The sequence below is a fragment of the Pseudomonas sp. KT_2_4 genome, from assembly GCF_041410225.1.
Lineage (GTDB): Bacteria > Pseudomonadota > Gammaproteobacteria > Pseudomonadales > Pseudomonadaceae > Aquipseudomonas > Aquipseudomonas paracarnis.
In genome coordinates this window covers 5,940,704-5,955,600 of record NZ_CP166962.1, presented here as the reverse complement: position 1 = coordinate 5,955,600, position 14,897 = coordinate 5,940,704, and the positions used below count along the sequence as shown (strand labels likewise).

Annotated in this window: 12 protein-coding genes; 9 read left to right on the top strand and 3 right to left on the bottom strand. The window is 61.5% G+C overall.

Annotated features, from left to right (window positions below; translation table 11 throughout):
- Window positions 1-160 precede the first annotated feature (160 nt).
- Both AB9N64_RS27520 and AB9N64_RS27515 read left to right on the top strand, forming a co-directional pair.
- Complete coding sequence (locus AB9N64_RS27520; protein WP_014717779.1) at window positions 161-2,608, top strand: acyl-CoA dehydrogenase; 2,448 nt, start codon at window positions 161-163, stop codon at window positions 2,606-2,608.
- 75 nt (window positions 2,609-2,683) lie between these two features.
- A complete protein-coding gene (locus AB9N64_RS27515; RefSeq protein WP_003190109.1) occupies window positions 2,684-3,091 on the top strand; it encodes a PA2817 family protein in 408 nt (135 codons plus the stop codon).
- Between the two features lie 139 nt (window positions 3,092-3,230).
- On the opposite strand, the gene AB9N64_RS27510 is transcribed toward AB9N64_RS27515, so the two are convergent.
- Window positions 3,231-4,163 (bottom strand): LysR family transcriptional regulator, encoded by a 933-nt coding sequence (locus AB9N64_RS27510; protein WP_014717778.1) that lies wholly within the window; start codon window positions 4,161-4,163, stop codon window positions 3,231-3,233.
- Window positions 4,164-4,252: 89 nt separating this feature from the next.
- Between AB9N64_RS27510 and AB9N64_RS27505 the strand changes: the two genes are divergently transcribed.
- Window positions 4,253-4,897: a hypothetical protein gene (locus tag AB9N64_RS27505; RefSeq protein WP_019817272.1), complete on the top strand. Its 645-nt coding sequence runs from the start codon at window positions 4,253-4,255 to the stop codon at window positions 4,895-4,897.
- Between the two features lie 138 nt (window positions 4,898-5,035).
- Here the strand turns inward: AB9N64_RS27505 and AB9N64_RS27500 are convergent, their stop codons facing one another.
- Window positions 5,036-6,610 (bottom strand): alkaline phosphatase, encoded by a 1,575-nt coding sequence (locus AB9N64_RS27500; RefSeq protein ID WP_371359808.1) that lies wholly within the window; start codon window positions 6,608-6,610, stop codon window positions 5,036-5,038.
- Window positions 6,607-7,161 (bottom strand): GNAT family N-acetyltransferase, encoded by a 555-nt coding sequence (locus AB9N64_RS27495; RefSeq protein ID WP_014717775.1) that lies wholly within the window; start codon window positions 7,159-7,161, stop codon window positions 6,607-6,609. Before AB9N64_RS27495 ends, AB9N64_RS27500 begins: the two co-directional genes overlap by 4 nt.
- A gap of 190 nt (window positions 7,162-7,351) precedes the next feature.
- On the opposite strand from AB9N64_RS27495, the gene AB9N64_RS27490 reads away from it, so the two are divergent.
- From AB9N64_RS27490 to AB9N64_RS27465, 6 genes are all read left to right on the top strand, one after another.
- Window positions 7,352-7,759, top strand: coding sequence for a biopolymer transporter ExbD (locus AB9N64_RS27490; RefSeq protein WP_014717774.1), 408 nt, complete (start codon window positions 7,352-7,354; stop codon window positions 7,757-7,759).
- Between the two features lie 2 nt (window positions 7,760-7,761).
- Window positions 7,762-8,490: an energy transducer TonB gene (locus tag AB9N64_RS27485; protein WP_074059220.1), complete on the top strand. Its 729-nt coding sequence runs from the start codon at window positions 7,762-7,764 to the stop codon at window positions 8,488-8,490.
- Between the two features lie 24 nt (window positions 8,491-8,514).
- Window positions 8,515-10,800, top strand: coding sequence for a TonB-dependent receptor (locus AB9N64_RS27480; RefSeq protein ID WP_019816687.1), 2,286 nt, complete (start codon window positions 8,515-8,517; stop codon window positions 10,798-10,800).
- A 25-nt stretch (window positions 10,801-10,825) separates the two neighbouring features.
- On the top strand, window positions 10,826-11,473 hold the full coding sequence (locus AB9N64_RS27475; protein ID WP_019816688.1) for a MotA/TolQ/ExbB proton channel family protein: 648 nt from the start codon (window positions 10,826-10,828) through the stop codon (window positions 11,471-11,473).
- Window positions 11,474-11,529: 56 nt separating this feature from the next.
- On the top strand, window positions 11,530-12,747 hold the full coding sequence (locus tag AB9N64_RS27470; RefSeq protein WP_014717770.1) for a phospholipase D-like domain-containing protein: 1,218 nt from the start codon (window positions 11,530-11,532) through the stop codon (window positions 12,745-12,747).
- Between the two features lie 95 nt (window positions 12,748-12,842).
- Complete coding sequence (locus AB9N64_RS27465) at window positions 12,843-14,582, top strand: dipeptidase (RefSeq protein ID WP_371359807.1); 1,740 nt, start codon at window positions 12,843-12,845, stop codon at window positions 14,580-14,582.
- The last annotated feature ends 315 nt before the right edge of the window (window positions 14,583-14,897 follow it).

The window sequence follows — 14,897 nt, the reverse complement described above, 5'->3', positions numbered from 1 at the left end:
TAACCACCAGGCCTGCCAGAGAGATAACGACGATTCGGCCAAATGCCGGCGCCGGCTGATGGGTTGCCCAGTACACCTTGTTACACCCTGATCACCCGGCTTGTTCGGATGCCGACTAAGCTCCCTGGTGGTTTCGCCCCTGGTTCACGGAGGATTGAATATGCTGTTGTTGTGGATACTGGTGCTGGTGGTCGGCATTGCCTACCTGGCACACCGCCGTACTGCCCCCCTGCCCGCCCTGGGCGTGGTCGCCGTCTACCTGCTGGCGATGGGCGCCTGGAGCCACGCACCGGGTTGGCTGCTGCTGATCTTCTGGGTGCTCCTGGCCGTGGTGGCCGCGCCTTTGTTGCTGCCCGACCTGCGCCGCCAATACTTCACCAAGCCGCTGTTCAGCTGGTTCCAGAAAGTGCTGCCGCCGATGTCCGAGACCGAGCGCGATGCGATCGATGCCGGTACCGTATGGTGGGATGGCGAACTGTTCAGTGGCCGCCCCGACTGGGACAAATTGCTGGCCTACCCCAAGGCGCAATTGACCGAGGAAGAGCAGGCGTTCATCGACGGCCCCACCGAAGAACTCTGCGCCATGGTCAGCGACTGGGAAATCGGCCAGGCCATGGACCTGCCGCCGCAAGCCTGGGAACACATCAAGACCCATGGTTTCTTCGCCCTGATCATTCCCAAGGAGTACGGTGGCAAGGGCTTCTCCGCCTATGCCCACTCCCAGGTTGCCATGAAGCTCGCGACCCGCAGCGGTGACCTGGCCTCCACCGTGATGGTCCCCAACTCCCTCGGCCCCGCCGAACTGCTGCTGCACTACGGCACCGACGAACAACGTAACCACTACCTGCCGCGCCTGGCCCGCGGCGACGACATTCCGTGCTTCGCCCTCACCGGCCCGCTGGCCGGCTCCGATGCGGGCGCCATGCCCGACACCGGGGTGATCTGCAAAGGGGAATGGGAAGGCAAGGAAACCCTCGGCCTGCGCCTGAACTGGGAAAAGCGCTACATCACCCTCGGCCCGGTCGCGACCTTGCTCGGTCTGGCCTTCAAGGCTTATGACCCAGACCACCTGCTGGGTGAGGAAGAGGACCTGGGCATCAGCCTCGCGTTGATTCCTACCGACACCCCTGGCGTGGAAATCGGCCGTCGTCACCTGCCGCTTGGCGCCGCCTTCATGAACGGCCCCAACTCCGGCAAGGATGTGTTTATCCCTCTGGAATACCTGATCGGTGGCCAGGAGATGCTCGGCAAGGGCTGGATGATGTTGATGAACTGCCTGTCGGTCGGCCGTTCGATCTCGCTGCCCGCCGTCGGCACTGGCGCTGCCAAGTTCACCAGCCTGGTGACCGGCCAATACGCCCAGGTGCGCGAACAGTTCAACGTACCGCTGTCGGCCTTCGAAGGGATCCAGGAAGCCCTGGCACGCATCGGTGGCAACGCCTGGCTGATGGACAGTGCGCGCATGCTCACCGCCAACGCCGTGGACCTGGGCGAGAAGCCGTCGGTGTTGTCGGCGATCCTCAAGTACCACCTGACCGAGCGTGGCCGTGAGTGCATCAGCCACGCCATGGACGTGCACGGCGGCAAGGGCATCATCATGGGCCCCAACAACTACCTGGGCCGCAACTGGCAAGGCGCACCGATCTTCATCACCGTGGAAGGCGCCAATATCCTCTCGCGTAACCTGATGATCTTCGGCCAGGGCGCCATTCGCTGCCACCCCTTCGTGCTCAAGGAAATGGCCCTGGCCGGCCGCGAAGACCATGACCAGGCGTTGAAGGAATTCGACGGCCTGCTGATGCAACACATCGGCTTTGCCGTCAGCAACGCCGCCAGCACCCTGGTGCTGAACCTGGGCTTCGGGCACTTCGAAAAAGCCCCGGGCAACCGGTTGAGCCAGGGCTACTTCCGTGCCCTGAACCGCCAGGCGGCTGCGTTTGCCCTGCTGGCCGACCTGAGCATGATGTTGCTGGGTGGCGAGCTCAAGCGCCGCGAACGCCTGTCCGCCCGCCTGGGTGATGTGCTGAGCCACATGTACCTGGCCTCGGCGGCGCTCAAGCGTTATCACGACCTGGACTCGCCGGACCATCTGGAGCCGCTGTTTGCCTGGGCCATGGAAGAAAGCCTGGGCGAATCGGAACGCGCACTGGATGAGCTGCTGAGCAACTTCCCGAACAAGGTGCTGGGCTGCCTGCTGCGGGTGATCGTGTTCCCATTCGGGCGTCGTCATACCGGCCCGTCCGATGCGCTGGATGCCGAAGTGGCAGCCGTGATCGGCCGCGCCAAGGGCGACCCGACCCTGGAAGAATTGCTGGCCGGCTGTTATCGCCCGCAATCAGCAGAAGATCCCGTGGGCGCCCTGCAACATGCCTACGACCTGCTCGGTGCCAGCCACCCCTTGCAGAAAAAACTCCACAGCGCGCTCAAAAGCGGCCAGGTCAAGCCGGCTGCCGGCGAGCATGCCATCGACGCGGCCCTGCAGGCCGGCGTGCTGCAACCGGCCGAGGCGCAAACCCTGCGCGATGCCGAGGCGGCGCGACGCAAGGTGATCGACGTGGATGATTTCAGCAAGGAAGAGCTGATGCAGGCAGAAGGTAAAGTCCGCTGAGTCGAGCGGTCATATAAAAACGGGCGCGAGAGGCTTATACTCTCGCGCCCGTTTTTGCTTTAGAGGCCTTATCTCGTGTCCAACGTCGTTGCCGATCATCTCGTCTTGCTCGACCACTTGCGCAGCATCCTGGTTGCCGTCGGCGAAGCCGAACAGGTACCCGAGGAAAGCCACTCGCTGTTCCTGGAGCGTTTCGACGAACTGCGCGCCCTGTTGCCAATCGACCCGATCGAAAGCCAGTACCTGGGCCAGGACCTGATGAGCCAGGTCATCCTGCGCTACCCGCAAATCGCCCACCTGGTGCCCCGCGACCTGCTGTGGTTCTTTGGCGGCGACTGCCTGCACTTCATGCCCGACGAAGAACTGGACCTGTACCAGGCCCTGGAAGAACGTCGCTATGAAGCCGAACAGAACGACGAACCGTTCGACTGGAACCAGGAAAAACAGCTGCTGGCGATGCCTCAGGACCAGAGCAAACACTGACGACTATGCTCGTTCCTACGCTCTGCGTGGGAACCTATCCTGTGACGCTCTGCGTCACCCGTGCACAGGCATAAAGGCAGGACGCGGAGCTTCCAAGGTGGCATTCCCACGCAGAGCGTGGGAACGAGCAACCGCGCTCCTACCGCCGCCGCAGCGTGGGCTCCTTGGCCATGCACTCCACCAGATAATCGATAAACACCCGCAACTTCGGCGGTAGGTACCGTGTGGGCGAATGCAGCAGCCACGCCTCGCCATGGTACGAGGCAATAAAATCCCACCCCGGCAACACCTGCACCAACTCCCCCGCTTCCAATGCATGCCGCGCGGTGAAATACGGCAAGCTGGCAATCCCGACATGCTGCAACGCCGCCTCCAGCCGCACCCCGGTGTGGTTCGCCGCATACCGGCCGCGTACGCCGACCGTTACCGCCTTGCCAGCCTGGCGAAACTTCCAGCGTGAATCTCCCGGTGTTTCACCCAGATAAATGCAACTGTGCCCAAGCAGATCATGGGGATGGCTCGGTGTACCGTGCTCGGCCAGATATTGCGGCGTCGCGCACAACAAATGTTCGATGGGCAACAGCTGGCGCCCGACCAAGCCTGGCGGTGGGCTGTCGGTGATGCGGATGCTCAAGTCGACGTTGTCGTCGATCAAATCCACATGCCTATCTTCCAGGATCAATTGCACATCCACCTTGGGATAGCGCCGCAAAAATTCCGGCATATGCGGGTGCACCACAAATCGCCCCACCGCCTTGGGCACACTAACCCGCACCAGCCCCTCGGCTTCATGGGTAAATTGCCCACTGATTTCCATCACCGAGCGCGCCGCATTGACCATCTCCTGGCAACGCTTGAACACCTCCTCGCCGCCCTCGCTCAGGCGCAGCTTGCGCGTGGTGCGTTGCAGCAGGCGCGTGGCCAGGGCTTGTTCCAGGCGCGAGATGCTGCGGCTCACCGCCGAAGGTGAAACGCTGAGTTGCCGCGCCGCTTCGGAGAAGCTGCCGGTTTCCACGACCTTGACGAAAATCGCCATTTCACCCAATAACGGTAAAGGAAGATTGATGCTCATGACGCACAGGTCCATTGATAATTGAGCGGATTATCACCCATCTGCGCACTATTTATACTGCCCACAGAACCCTGATGCGGATGTAAATAATGACCGAGCGCCTGTTTTTTACCCACGACCACCTGACGGCCGAGCTGGAAGTGCTCAGTTGCACCCCGCACGAAGAGCAATTCGCCGTGATTGTGCAGTCGACCATTTTCCATCCCCAAGGCGGCGGCCAGCCGTTCGACACCGGCTGGCTCGGCGATAGCCAGGTACTGCGGGTCGTGCAGGAAGCCGAACAGGTGGTGCACTACGTCGACCAGCCCCTGGAACCAGGACCCGCCATTGCACGAGTCGACGCACAGCGGCGCGCCTTGCACACTCGTCTGCATTCGGCGGGGCACTTAATTGGCAATGCCGGCGAACGCCTGGGCTGGATGCCGATCAAGGCTCACCACTGGCCCGGCGAAGGCAAGATCACCTTTATCCGTGGCCAGACCGCGCAAGACATGGATGCGCAGACGCTCCAGCAGTGGGTCAACACATGGATCGCCGCCGACTATCCCCGCTATATGACGCTGGAAGATGGCACCCGCGAAGTCGGCTTCGGCGAATTACCGGCTTACGCCTGTGGTGGCACTCATGTCCAAGCGCTGAGCGAACTGGGCCAGGTAACGATCCTGGCGTTGTCGGAGAAAAAAGGCGCGCTCTCGGTGCGCTATGAAATCAATGCGGGAGGAGGCTTGCCTTAATGCCATTCAGTTAAGCTCAGTTCCCCTGTGGGAGCTGGCTTGCCTGCGAAAGCGTTAGTGCAGTAGCAGATGCAGTGACTGACACACCGCTATCGGGGGCAAGCCCCCTCCCACATTGGATCGCCCCAGAGAAACAGGCTACACGGCAATCGCCCCCGCCCTGCTCGGCTCAACCACGAACGACTTCAACGTCGACACCGTCGCCGCCGGGTCACGCGGATCACTGATCGCACGAAAATTCGTCAACATGCTATTGGCCGCCAACTCCACCGACACATACCCACGCTGGCGACTGTCGAAAAACTTCACATGGGGGTTGAGCGGCATGATCTTCATGAACGCGTCGTAGGGAGGGCCATCTGAGGTGACCGACGAGCCGACGAACTCGGTGGCGACCACCGCCGAGTCTGGCCTTTCTGCGTCGGCATGCAGGTCGGTGGCCCAGAACGAATGAATATCCCCTCCCCAGAACACCGGGTTCTTCACGCGATTGCGCACGATCGACGCCAGCATCCGTGAGCGGTTCGCCATGTAGCCATCCCAGCCATCGGTCCAGCGGCCAAGCTTATGGTTGGTGAGGTCACGCTGCATCAGCGGCGCCACCAGCAGGTCTTGTGCGATCACATTCCATTGCGCTCCAGACTGGGCAAACCCCTGGTCCAGCCAGGCTTCCTGCTGCCAGCCGAGCAACGTGCGGCCAGGGTCACGCAGGTCGCTGCAAGGGGTGGTGACAATATGCCCCTGGTGGCTGCCATTGGCCGCGATGCACGGTTGCTCGGAACGGTACTGGCGACCGTCGAGCACATGGAAACGCGCAAGCCGGCCGTAATCCACGCGCCGGTAAATGCGCATGTCCGGCCCCTTCGGCACGCTGCTGGCACGCAGGGGCATGTGTTCGTAAAACGCCTGATAAGCCGCCGCGCGTTGTTTGAGAAACTGCGCCACCGCCACTTTCGGGTCCTGGGACCAGCGGTTGGCGTAGTCATTCTGTACTTCGTGGTCGTCCCAGGTAACGATGCTAGGGGCTGCGGCGTGCAGGGCCTGCAGGTCTGGATCAGTCTTGTAGAGTGCGTAGCGGTTGCGGTAATCACTCAGGCTTTGCGCGTTGCCGCTGCCGTGAGAACGAAACACCTTGCCCGACTCCGCCGCATAGGAGCTGTCGTAGATGTAATCACCGAGGAAAAACACCAGGTCCGGGTGCTCGGCGGCAAGGTGTCGGTAGGCGCTGAAGTAACCGCGCTCCCAATGCGAGCAGGACACAAACCCCAGCCGGGCCGAGGCCATGGCCTGCAGCGGCGGCATCGTGCGCGACTGGCCCACCGGGCTCTGCGCACCGAGCCCTTCAAACTGGTACCAATACGGCCGATCTGCCGCCAGCCCCGCCACCTCGACATGCACCGCATGAGCGAAACGCGGCGTCGCCAATACTTCGCCCTGCTTCACAATGCGCGTCATCGCCGCATCGCTGGCCACCCGCCAGCGCACCGGCACCGAGCGACTCAGGCCGCCACGGCCATCCGCGGCGTTGAACAACGGCGCCAGGCGCGTCCAGATCACAAAGCCATCTGGCAACGGGTCGCCGGAAGCCACGCCGAGGGTGAACGGATAATCCACCCCGGCACTGCGCGCAAACGGGCTGAGGATGGAAAAGGCGGTAGCGACCACCAACCCGCCGAGGACCCGGCGTCGGCCGTGGTCGACGTCGCCGCTCACAAGCAGCGCTCCCAGTCATCACGCACGCTGGCAAACCCGAGCAAGTCCTCATACACGCCGTTCTTCAGGAACGCCTGGTGCATGCAGCCTTCATAGCGCAGGCCGATCTTCTCCATGACCCGCGCCGATTCCTTGTTGCGCGCGAAACACTGGCTGCCCACGCGCTGCAACCCTAGCGCCTCGAAGCCGAAATCCATCACCGCGCTCGCCGCTTCTGCCGCATACCCCTGGTTACGGCAGTGCGCCGCCACCCAGCCACCCAAGTGCCCATAGTGATGGCGAGCATTGATGCGCAGGCTGACCATGCCGACCAATTCGTCGGTGCCGCGCACATGCATCCCCAGGTTCAGCAGTTCACCAGTGCGGTACTTGTCGGCGGCCCCGGCAATAAAATCCTGGGCGGTTTCCAGGGTGTAGGGCGATGGAATGTTCGCCGTGTTGTCGGCAATTTTCGGCCCGTTGGCAAGCGTGAAAAGCACCTGCGCCTGGTGCATATGCAGGGCGCGTAACAGCAGTCGCGGGGTCGTCAATTGAGGCAGTGCAGTGGGCATGGGAGCCGGCTCTCAAGATAAATTTCTCAAGCATGGAGGCCCCGAGTGTCAGTTTCATTACGCCCGAAAACTAGCCGGTAAGTTTTCTGAAAGACGCGTCCTAGAGCCTCTAAACGGTCAATTAAAGTTAACCAATCGGTCATTTTTGGCTGTTAGCGTTTTGCCCCTAATTCAATGACGGGGTAACGGAATGAGAACCTGGGACGAACCCAAGAAACGCAAGGCGCACATCGAGCTGATCCCGATGATCGACGTGATGATGTTCCTGCTGGTGTTTTTCGTACTGGTGAGCCTGAACGTGATTCCCGCGCTCGGCATGAAGACCCAATTGCCCAGCGCCAGCAGTTCGCAGCAGCTCAAGCCGCAGAACAAATTCATCCTCACCCTGGGCCTGGAAGGCCAGTTGCAACTGGACGGCAAGGACCTGACGGTGGAGGCCCTGGTGCCGGCGCTGAAGGCGGCCGAGAAGCCCGATACCAAGTCGACGATCATCGTCAACAGCGATAAAGGCGTGGAGGTTTCGCGCCTGGTGGAAGTGATGGACACCCTGCGCCTGGGTGGCTTCACCTCCGTGTCCATTGCTACGCGTAAGTCCTGACCATGTACGCTCTGTTTCGCGTGCGTCAGCTGCTGGGCAGTGTGCCGGCCCTGATCGCCTTGGTGCTGATTGCACTGGGTATCCAGTCCCAGACATTGAAGGTCGAGCCGGTGTATGACGAGTCGGCGGTCGAATTGGCCTTGGTCGAGCCGGAACCGCAAGTCATACCGGAACCGGTGGTGGAGCAAGAACCGCCGCCGCCGATGATCGAAGAGGAAGAGGCCGAGCCGGCGCCCCCGCCGCCACCGCCCAAGCCGCTGCCCAAACCCAAACCTGAACCCAAGCCAAAACCTGTGCCCAAGCCTGCCCCCGTGGTCGCCAAGCCCGTGCCGGCGCCGCCACCGGTGGCGGCCAAGCCAGCCCCGGCCGTCGTCACCCAAGCGGCACCGACGCCTGCCCCACCGGCGCCACCGAAGGTCGATGGCCAGGCCCTGGAAAGCGGTTACCTCAAAGGCTTGCGCAACGAACTGGACACCTACAAGCAGTACCCCACCGGGCGCCAGGCGTCCCTCGAACGCCCGAGCGGCGAGGTGGTGGTGTGGTTGCTGGTAGACCGTCAAGGCCGTGTCCTCGACTCGGGTTTACAAACCCAGGCCTCGAGCATGCTGCTCAACCGGGCCGCCACCAATAGCTTGCGTCGCATCAAGCAAGTCAAACCGTTCCCCGAGCAAGCCTTCGGGGGGCGCAATGAGCAGCGCTTCACCGCCACCTTCAACTACAGCGTGCAATAAGCACCCGACACCAGGACGACAGTGATGAAGTTCACCCGTATTCATCTGGCACTAGTGGCCGCGACCAGCATGACCCAGGCAATGGTCATGGCAGAGACCAGCGACAGTGACGTCGGCACCATTGGGGTACAAGGCAAGGCGACCGCAGGAGGCGGTTACATGGTGCCGGAGGAAAGCATCAAGGGCCGCTCCACGGTAACCAAGGAAGCACTGGATAAACAGGCGGCCACCGGCAATGCCATCGACAAGCTCAAGTACACCCCGGGCTTGAACATCTCCAGTGAAGACAACACTGGCCTGTCGGGCTTTCGCTTCACCATGCGCGGCATGAACTCCGACCAGGTGGGCATGTCGGTGGACGGCATGCCGATCAATGATTCGGGCAACTACGCGCTGTATTCCAACCTGCTGGGCGATCCGGAAAACATCGACCAGATCTTCGTCACCCAGGGCGCTGCGGAATCCGACGGCCCGCACATTGGTTCCAGCGGCGGCAACATTGGCATCGTCACGATTCGCCCGACCAAGGAAACCGGTGCCTTCGTCAAACAGGTCGTCGGCAGCAACGCCACGCGCAAGACTTTTGCCCGCCTCAACACCGGCGAAATCAACGGCCTGAGCAACTGGCTGTCGGTGTCCCACACAGAAGGTGAAATGTGGCGCGGCTCGGGCGCGGTACGCGCGGACAAGGTGGAGTGGAACAGCTTTTTCGACGCTGGCAATGGCAACACCGCCAACCTGATCCTCAAGTACCACGAGCAGGACAACAACAGTTATAGCCAGTTGACCAAGGCGCAGTTCCAGCAATATGGCCGCAAGTACGACCCTTACCCTGCCACCCCGAGCGTGGGCAGCAACGGCAGATACAACAGCTATTACGCCCTGGCGCAGAACCCGTTCCAGACCTTCACCGCCGTGCTCAACACCCAGTTCAAACTGGCCGATAACCTCGCGCTGTCCGTGATCCCGTATTACTACTGGGGCAATGGCAGCGGCGTCGGTTCATCCAGCTATGCCCTCAACCGTGGCTCCAACCAGGGCGGTGTGTTCGACCTCGGCAACCTGCCCACGGCCGCCCAATACAACGCCGACGGCACACCCAACAGCGGCGTGTACTACCGCCCTTCACGCACGCAAACCTGGCGTCCGGGTATCACCACCAAGCTGACCTGGGACCTTGGCGACCACAGCCTGCAATTCGGCTACTGGTACGAGCGCGCACGCCAGAGTCAAACCCAGCCGTTCATTCCGCTCAAGAGCAACGGCAAGCCAGTGGACACCTGGCCGGACTCCAACAGCGCCATCGTCGATGCCAACGGCAACACCGTGCAGGGCCGCGACCGTTTCACCGTGACGCCAGCGCAAAAGGTCTGGGCCCAGGACACCTGGTACATCAACCCGGACTGGACCTTCATCGCAGGCCTGGCCTACATGAACGTCGAGCGTGAAGGCACCAACCACGGCAGCCTCAACGAACGCCCGGAAAAACGTAACCAGACCTACAACAAACTGCTGCCCAACGCCGGCCTGAAATACCAGCTGGACGAGCGTGACCAGTTGTTCTACAGCGTGTCGCGCAACATGCGCGTGCCGCAGAACTACGTGCTCTACGACAAAGGCGCCGGCTCGATCGACGCCGAGCCGGAAACCAGCTGGAACCATGAACTGGGCTGGCGCTACAGCGGCGACGACATGAGCCTGGCCGCCACCCTGTTCTACATGGACTTCAAGAACCGCCAGGTGTCGTCCCGGGACATCAACGGCGACTTTGCCGACATCAACGCCGGCTCCGTGGTCAACAAAGGCCTGGAGCTGGAGTGGAGCGGCCAGTTGCCCCACCACTTCAATTACTACACCTCCTACACCTACACCAAGGCCGAGCAGCAGGATGACCTGACCGTCTACAACGCCGGCAAACCCATCGTGCTGCCCACCAGCGGCAAGCAGTTCGCCAACGTGCCCAAGAACATGCTGGCGGCCAACATCGGTTATGACGACGGGCGCTTCTACGGCACCTTCGGCGGCAAGTACACCAGCAAGCTCTACGGCGACCTGACCAACGACGAGGCGATTTCCGGTCGCACCGTGTTCAACCTCGGCGCCGGTATTTACCTGCCGGTGGACAAGAAGGTGGTCAAGGACGCGACCCTGCGCCTGAACGTCGACAACCTGTTCGACAAGAAATACCTGGACGGCGTGTACACCACCAAGACCAACGCGGCCAGCTACAGCGGTTTCCGCGATGGCGACCCCGCGTACATCGTCGGCCTGGACCGCACCGTCACGGTTTCGCTGGAAGCGAATTTCTAAGACTCACCCCAAGAGGAACACCATCATGGATATGAACCTGCTCCACGACGTCACCTTCTATGTGATGTACGCGGCGATGGCCATTGCGATCTTCATCGCCATCGAACGCGGTATCTACTTCGCCTACGTACGCCGCCAGGCACGCGCATTGATCGACGCCCTGAGCGCCAATGTGCACAGCGAGCGTGACCTGCCGGAGAACCTGACCCGTCGCGACAGCCTGCCGCTGAACATGATCTTGCCGGTGCTGGCCCAGAAGGCAACCCACGGTTCGCGCAAAGACCTGGACGACGAAATCGATACCCAGTACCTGAAGACGCGCGCCCCACTGGCCCGCAGCCTGTGGATCATCGAGACCATCACCACCGCCGCCCCGCTGCTGGGCCTGCTGGGCACCATTCTCGGCATCATCGACACCTTCAAGGCACTGGCCACCGCGGGCGTGTCGGACCCAGGGCAGATTTCCGGGGGTATCGGGACGGCGTTGTTCGCCACGGGATTAGGTATCGCCATCGCACTGTTTTGCGTGGTGTTTCACAACTTCTTCCAAGACAGCCTGGAGCGCATCAACGACCAGTTGAAGATCCTGTTGATCCGCGCCGCCACCGGTGCCCGCGCACAGGATGAAGTGCCCCATCGCGTGCCCACCCCGCTGCACAGCCGCACGGCTTGACCTACAGGGCGGGCGCCTTGGGCGCTCGCCTTTTCCTTTGGTGCGATGAGACGCTTATGTCCCTTTCGATGAAGTTGCGTATCGCCGGCCTGACCGGCTTGCTCCTCAGTCCGCTGGCCCAGGCGGACTTTTCCATTCCAGGCTTTGAACTGGTGCATACCGTACCCGTGGACACCGCCCTGGGCACCGACGATCTGCGCCAGCCCGGCCCGGTATGGATCGAGCTGTTCGACGGCGCCAAAAGCCGCATTGATATCGGCCAGTTCTACGCCGCGGACCACCCTGGTTCGGTGATGAACACGGTGCTTGAACACCTGGAAGCCGCCGGCAAACGCGGCGTGAAGATTCGTTTCCTGCTCGAAGAAAAAGGCATCAAGCTGTCGGATGCCGCCACCCTGGAACGCTTGCGCGCCATTCCCAACCTGACCTTGCGCGTGCTGCCCTACGGGCAACTGAGCGGCGGCATCATCCACGCCAAGTACCTGCTGGTGGATGGCAAGCAGGCGTTTGTCGGCAGTCAGAATTTCGACTGGCGCGCCCTGGAGCATATCCACGAAACCGGGCTGCGCATCACTGACGAAACGGTGGTGGGCCAGGTGCAGGCGATCTTCGAGCAAGACTGGCAAGCCCAGGCCGCGCTGGCGGGTAAACAACCGGTGCCGCTACCCGCCAGTGGCCCGGCACCCGCACGTACCGGCAACTACCTGGTGGCCAGCCCGCAACGCTACAACCCGCCCGGCGTGGGCGACTCACAGTTGGAACTGCCGCGCCTGCTGGGCGAAGCCAAAAAAGAAGTACGCGTGCAATTGCTCGACTACGCGCCGCTGTCCTACGGACCGGATCGAACCCGGCCGTACTACGCGGTGATCGACAACGCCGTGCGCGCTGCTGCTGCCCGTGGCGTGTTGATCAAGCTGATGGTATCCAACTGGAACACCGACCCGCTGGAACTGCCTTATCTCAAGAGCCTGGCGGTACTGCCCAATGTCGAGATCAAGATCGTCACCCTGCCCGAAGCCAAGCAAGGCTTCATCCCTTATGCGCGGGTGATCCACAGCAAAACCATGGAGATCGACGGCCAAGTGGCGTGGGTCGGCACCAGCAATTGGTTGGGCGGCTACCTGGATAATTCGCGCAATCTGGAAGTGGTGATGCGCAGTGAGGCGATGGCCAAGCGCGTAGGCCAATTGCATGAACAACTGTGGGATGGGCCTTACGCTAGAGCCTTGAGCGTGACGGAGGAGTATCCCGCGGCCCATCCTGGCCAGCATTGACCTTGGGCACCTGAGTAATGGTAGTGTGTGGAAATGTTTCTGACTCTTCCGTCAGAAACCTCCTACTCACTACCTGCAAAGGAATGCCTTTAACCATGCACTTTCCACTGAAAAAACTGGTGGCTGCCACCTTGTTCGCCGCGAGCCTGTCGGCAGTTGCCACTCCCGCATCCGCAAACATCACCGCAGACCAAAGCGCAGCCATCCTGAAGCATTTCAGCGAGAACTCGGCCACCGATTTTCGCAGTTTCCTCGGCACCCTGGCCAAGAGCGAACTGGGCAAATCGGTTGACACCGGCCCTGCTATCAGCGCGTTTCTGGGCAACAAAACCCTGAGCGCCGAGCAGCAGAACGAGATCAATCGCCTGCTGGGCATTTATACCCGCGTGAAGTACGGCAAAGCCGCGCTCGAAACCCTGCGCGAACTCGTGGAAATCCCCACGTTCAACGTGGACGGCCTGCCACAGTATAAAAACCCGGAATTCCTCAAGATCGCGGCGAAGATCGAGGCCTTGGCCAAGTCCTTCAACCTGAACTTCCGTAACGTCGATAATCGCGTGTACGAAATTTCCCTGGAGGGCAGCGGTGATGACGTCGTGGGTGTGCATGCCCATGCCGATGTGGTGCCCGTGACTCCGGAAAACTGGGTGCTGCAAGACGGTACCAAACTCGACCCGTTCAAGGTCACGCTGATTGGCGACCGCATGTATGGCCGCGGTACCGAGGATGACAAGAACGGCATCGTGGTGACGATGTACGCCATGAAAGTCATCAAGGAAGAAAAACTGCCATTGGCGCGCACGTTCAAGCTGCTGGTGGACACCACTGAAGAAACCGCCGGTGATGCCATTCCTTACTACTTCGAACGCAATCCCGTGCCGCAATACAACCTGGCGCTGGATGGCGGTTACCCGGTGGTGATCGCCGAGAAAGGCTCGGGTACGGTCATGGCCACCTTCCCGGTGCGCAAGGGCGAAGGCAAAGGCGCGCAAATCATCGCGATGACCGGCGGCAAGGCGAACAACCAGATTCCATCGGCCTCGGTGGCCACGCTGGTCAGCGATACGCCAGCCGAATTGGCCGCCAGCTTGCAACAGGCCGGTGACGACTATGCCAAGCGCAATGGTGGCAATTTCCAGGTGACGGCCAAGGTCGATGGCAAGGACGTCAAACTCACGGTTACCGGCGTATCCGCTCACTCCTCCGAGCCTGAAACCGGGGTCAACCCGGTGGCGCGTATGCTGGACCTGATCCACAGCCTCGACGGCAAGGTCGCCCTCCAGCACAACCACATCACCGATGCCGCGCGGTATGCCGCCGACAACTGGGGCCTGGATTACCTGGGCGGCAAATTGGGTGTGGGCTACGCGGATGATTTCATGGGGCCGTTGACCACCTCGCTGACGTTTGTGGGGCAGGATGACAAAGCCTTCAAACTGGCCGTGAACCTGCGCGCACCGAAAGGTAAAACCCCGGAGGCGCTCAAGGCGCAAATCGAGCAGAAGCTGAACACCTGGGACAAGAACGCCAAGGTCAACGTGAGCTTCACTTACTCGCTGGACACGCCGATGTACCGCAACCCTGAAGGGGAATGGGTAAAAGCCTTGCTGGCAGTGGCCACTGAAAACCTGGGCATGGCGCACAAGTTCGGCACCTCGGCCGGCGCAACCTCGGTGCACGACCTGCCCAACGGCGTGCAATTCGGCCTGGCCCGCCCGGAAGAGAAGTACACCGGGCACACTGACAGTGAGTTCAAGACGGTTGAACAGTTCTTGCTGGACCTGCAGATCGTCACCGAAATGATGGGCCGCGTCGGGCAATTGCCGAAGCTCTGACCCAGTTGAAGCCCCAGCGAGGCTGCGATGGCGGCGGTACAGGCAACTTCTTTAGCGCCTGAACAACCGCTTTCGCAGCCTCGCTAAAGCTCGGGAGATCGGCGTATGTGGAATCACGCTTTGCAGGGCCATCGAGCCAAACACAACTCCCGACAACAACACCGCCCCAATGTGGGAGCTGTCGAGCCCCGGCGAGGCTGCGATGGCGCCGGCACAGTCAACCTCTTCATCGCCTGAACCACCGCTATCGCAGCCTCGCTAAAGCTCGACAGCTCCCACAGGGGATCGGCTGTGTATGTGGAATCCCGCCTTGCA

What these genes read in the sequence shown, in the direction of transcription:
- AB9N64_RS27480 (WP_019816687.1), top strand. Translation starts at nt 8,515, where the DNA reads ATGAAGTTCACCCGTATTCATCTGGCACTAGTGGCCGCGACCAGCATG.
- AB9N64_RS27490 (WP_014717774.1), top strand. Translation starts at nt 7,352, where the DNA reads ATGAGAACCTGGGACGAACCCAAGAAACGCAAGGCGCACATCGAGCTG.
- AB9N64_RS27495 (WP_014717775.1), bottom strand. Translation starts at nt 7,161, where the DNA reads ATGCCCACTGCACTGCCTCAATTGACGACCCCGCGACTGCTGTTACGC.
- AB9N64_RS27505 (WP_019817272.1), top strand. Translation starts at nt 4,253, where the DNA reads ATGACCGAGCGCCTGTTTTTTACCCACGACCACCTGACGGCCGAGCTG.
- AB9N64_RS27475 (WP_019816688.1), top strand. Translation starts at nt 10,826, where the DNA reads ATGGATATGAACCTGCTCCACGACGTCACCTTCTATGTGATGTACGCG.
- AB9N64_RS27485 (WP_074059220.1), top strand. Translation starts at nt 7,762, where the DNA reads ATGTACGCTCTGTTTCGCGTGCGTCAGCTGCTGGGCAGTGTGCCGGCC.
- AB9N64_RS27465 (WP_371359807.1), top strand. Translation starts at nt 12,843, where the DNA reads ATGCACTTTCCACTGAAAAAACTGGTGGCTGCCACCTTGTTCGCCGCG.
- AB9N64_RS27510 (WP_014717778.1), bottom strand. Translation starts at nt 4,163, where the DNA reads ATGAGCATCAATCTTCCTTTACCGTTATTGGGTGAAATGGCGATTTTC.
- AB9N64_RS27520 (WP_014717779.1), top strand. Translation starts at nt 161, where the DNA reads ATGCTGTTGTTGTGGATACTGGTGCTGGTGGTCGGCATTGCCTACCTG.
- AB9N64_RS27470 (WP_014717770.1), top strand. Translation starts at nt 11,530, where the DNA reads ATGTCCCTTTCGATGAAGTTGCGTATCGCCGGCCTGACCGGCTTGCTC.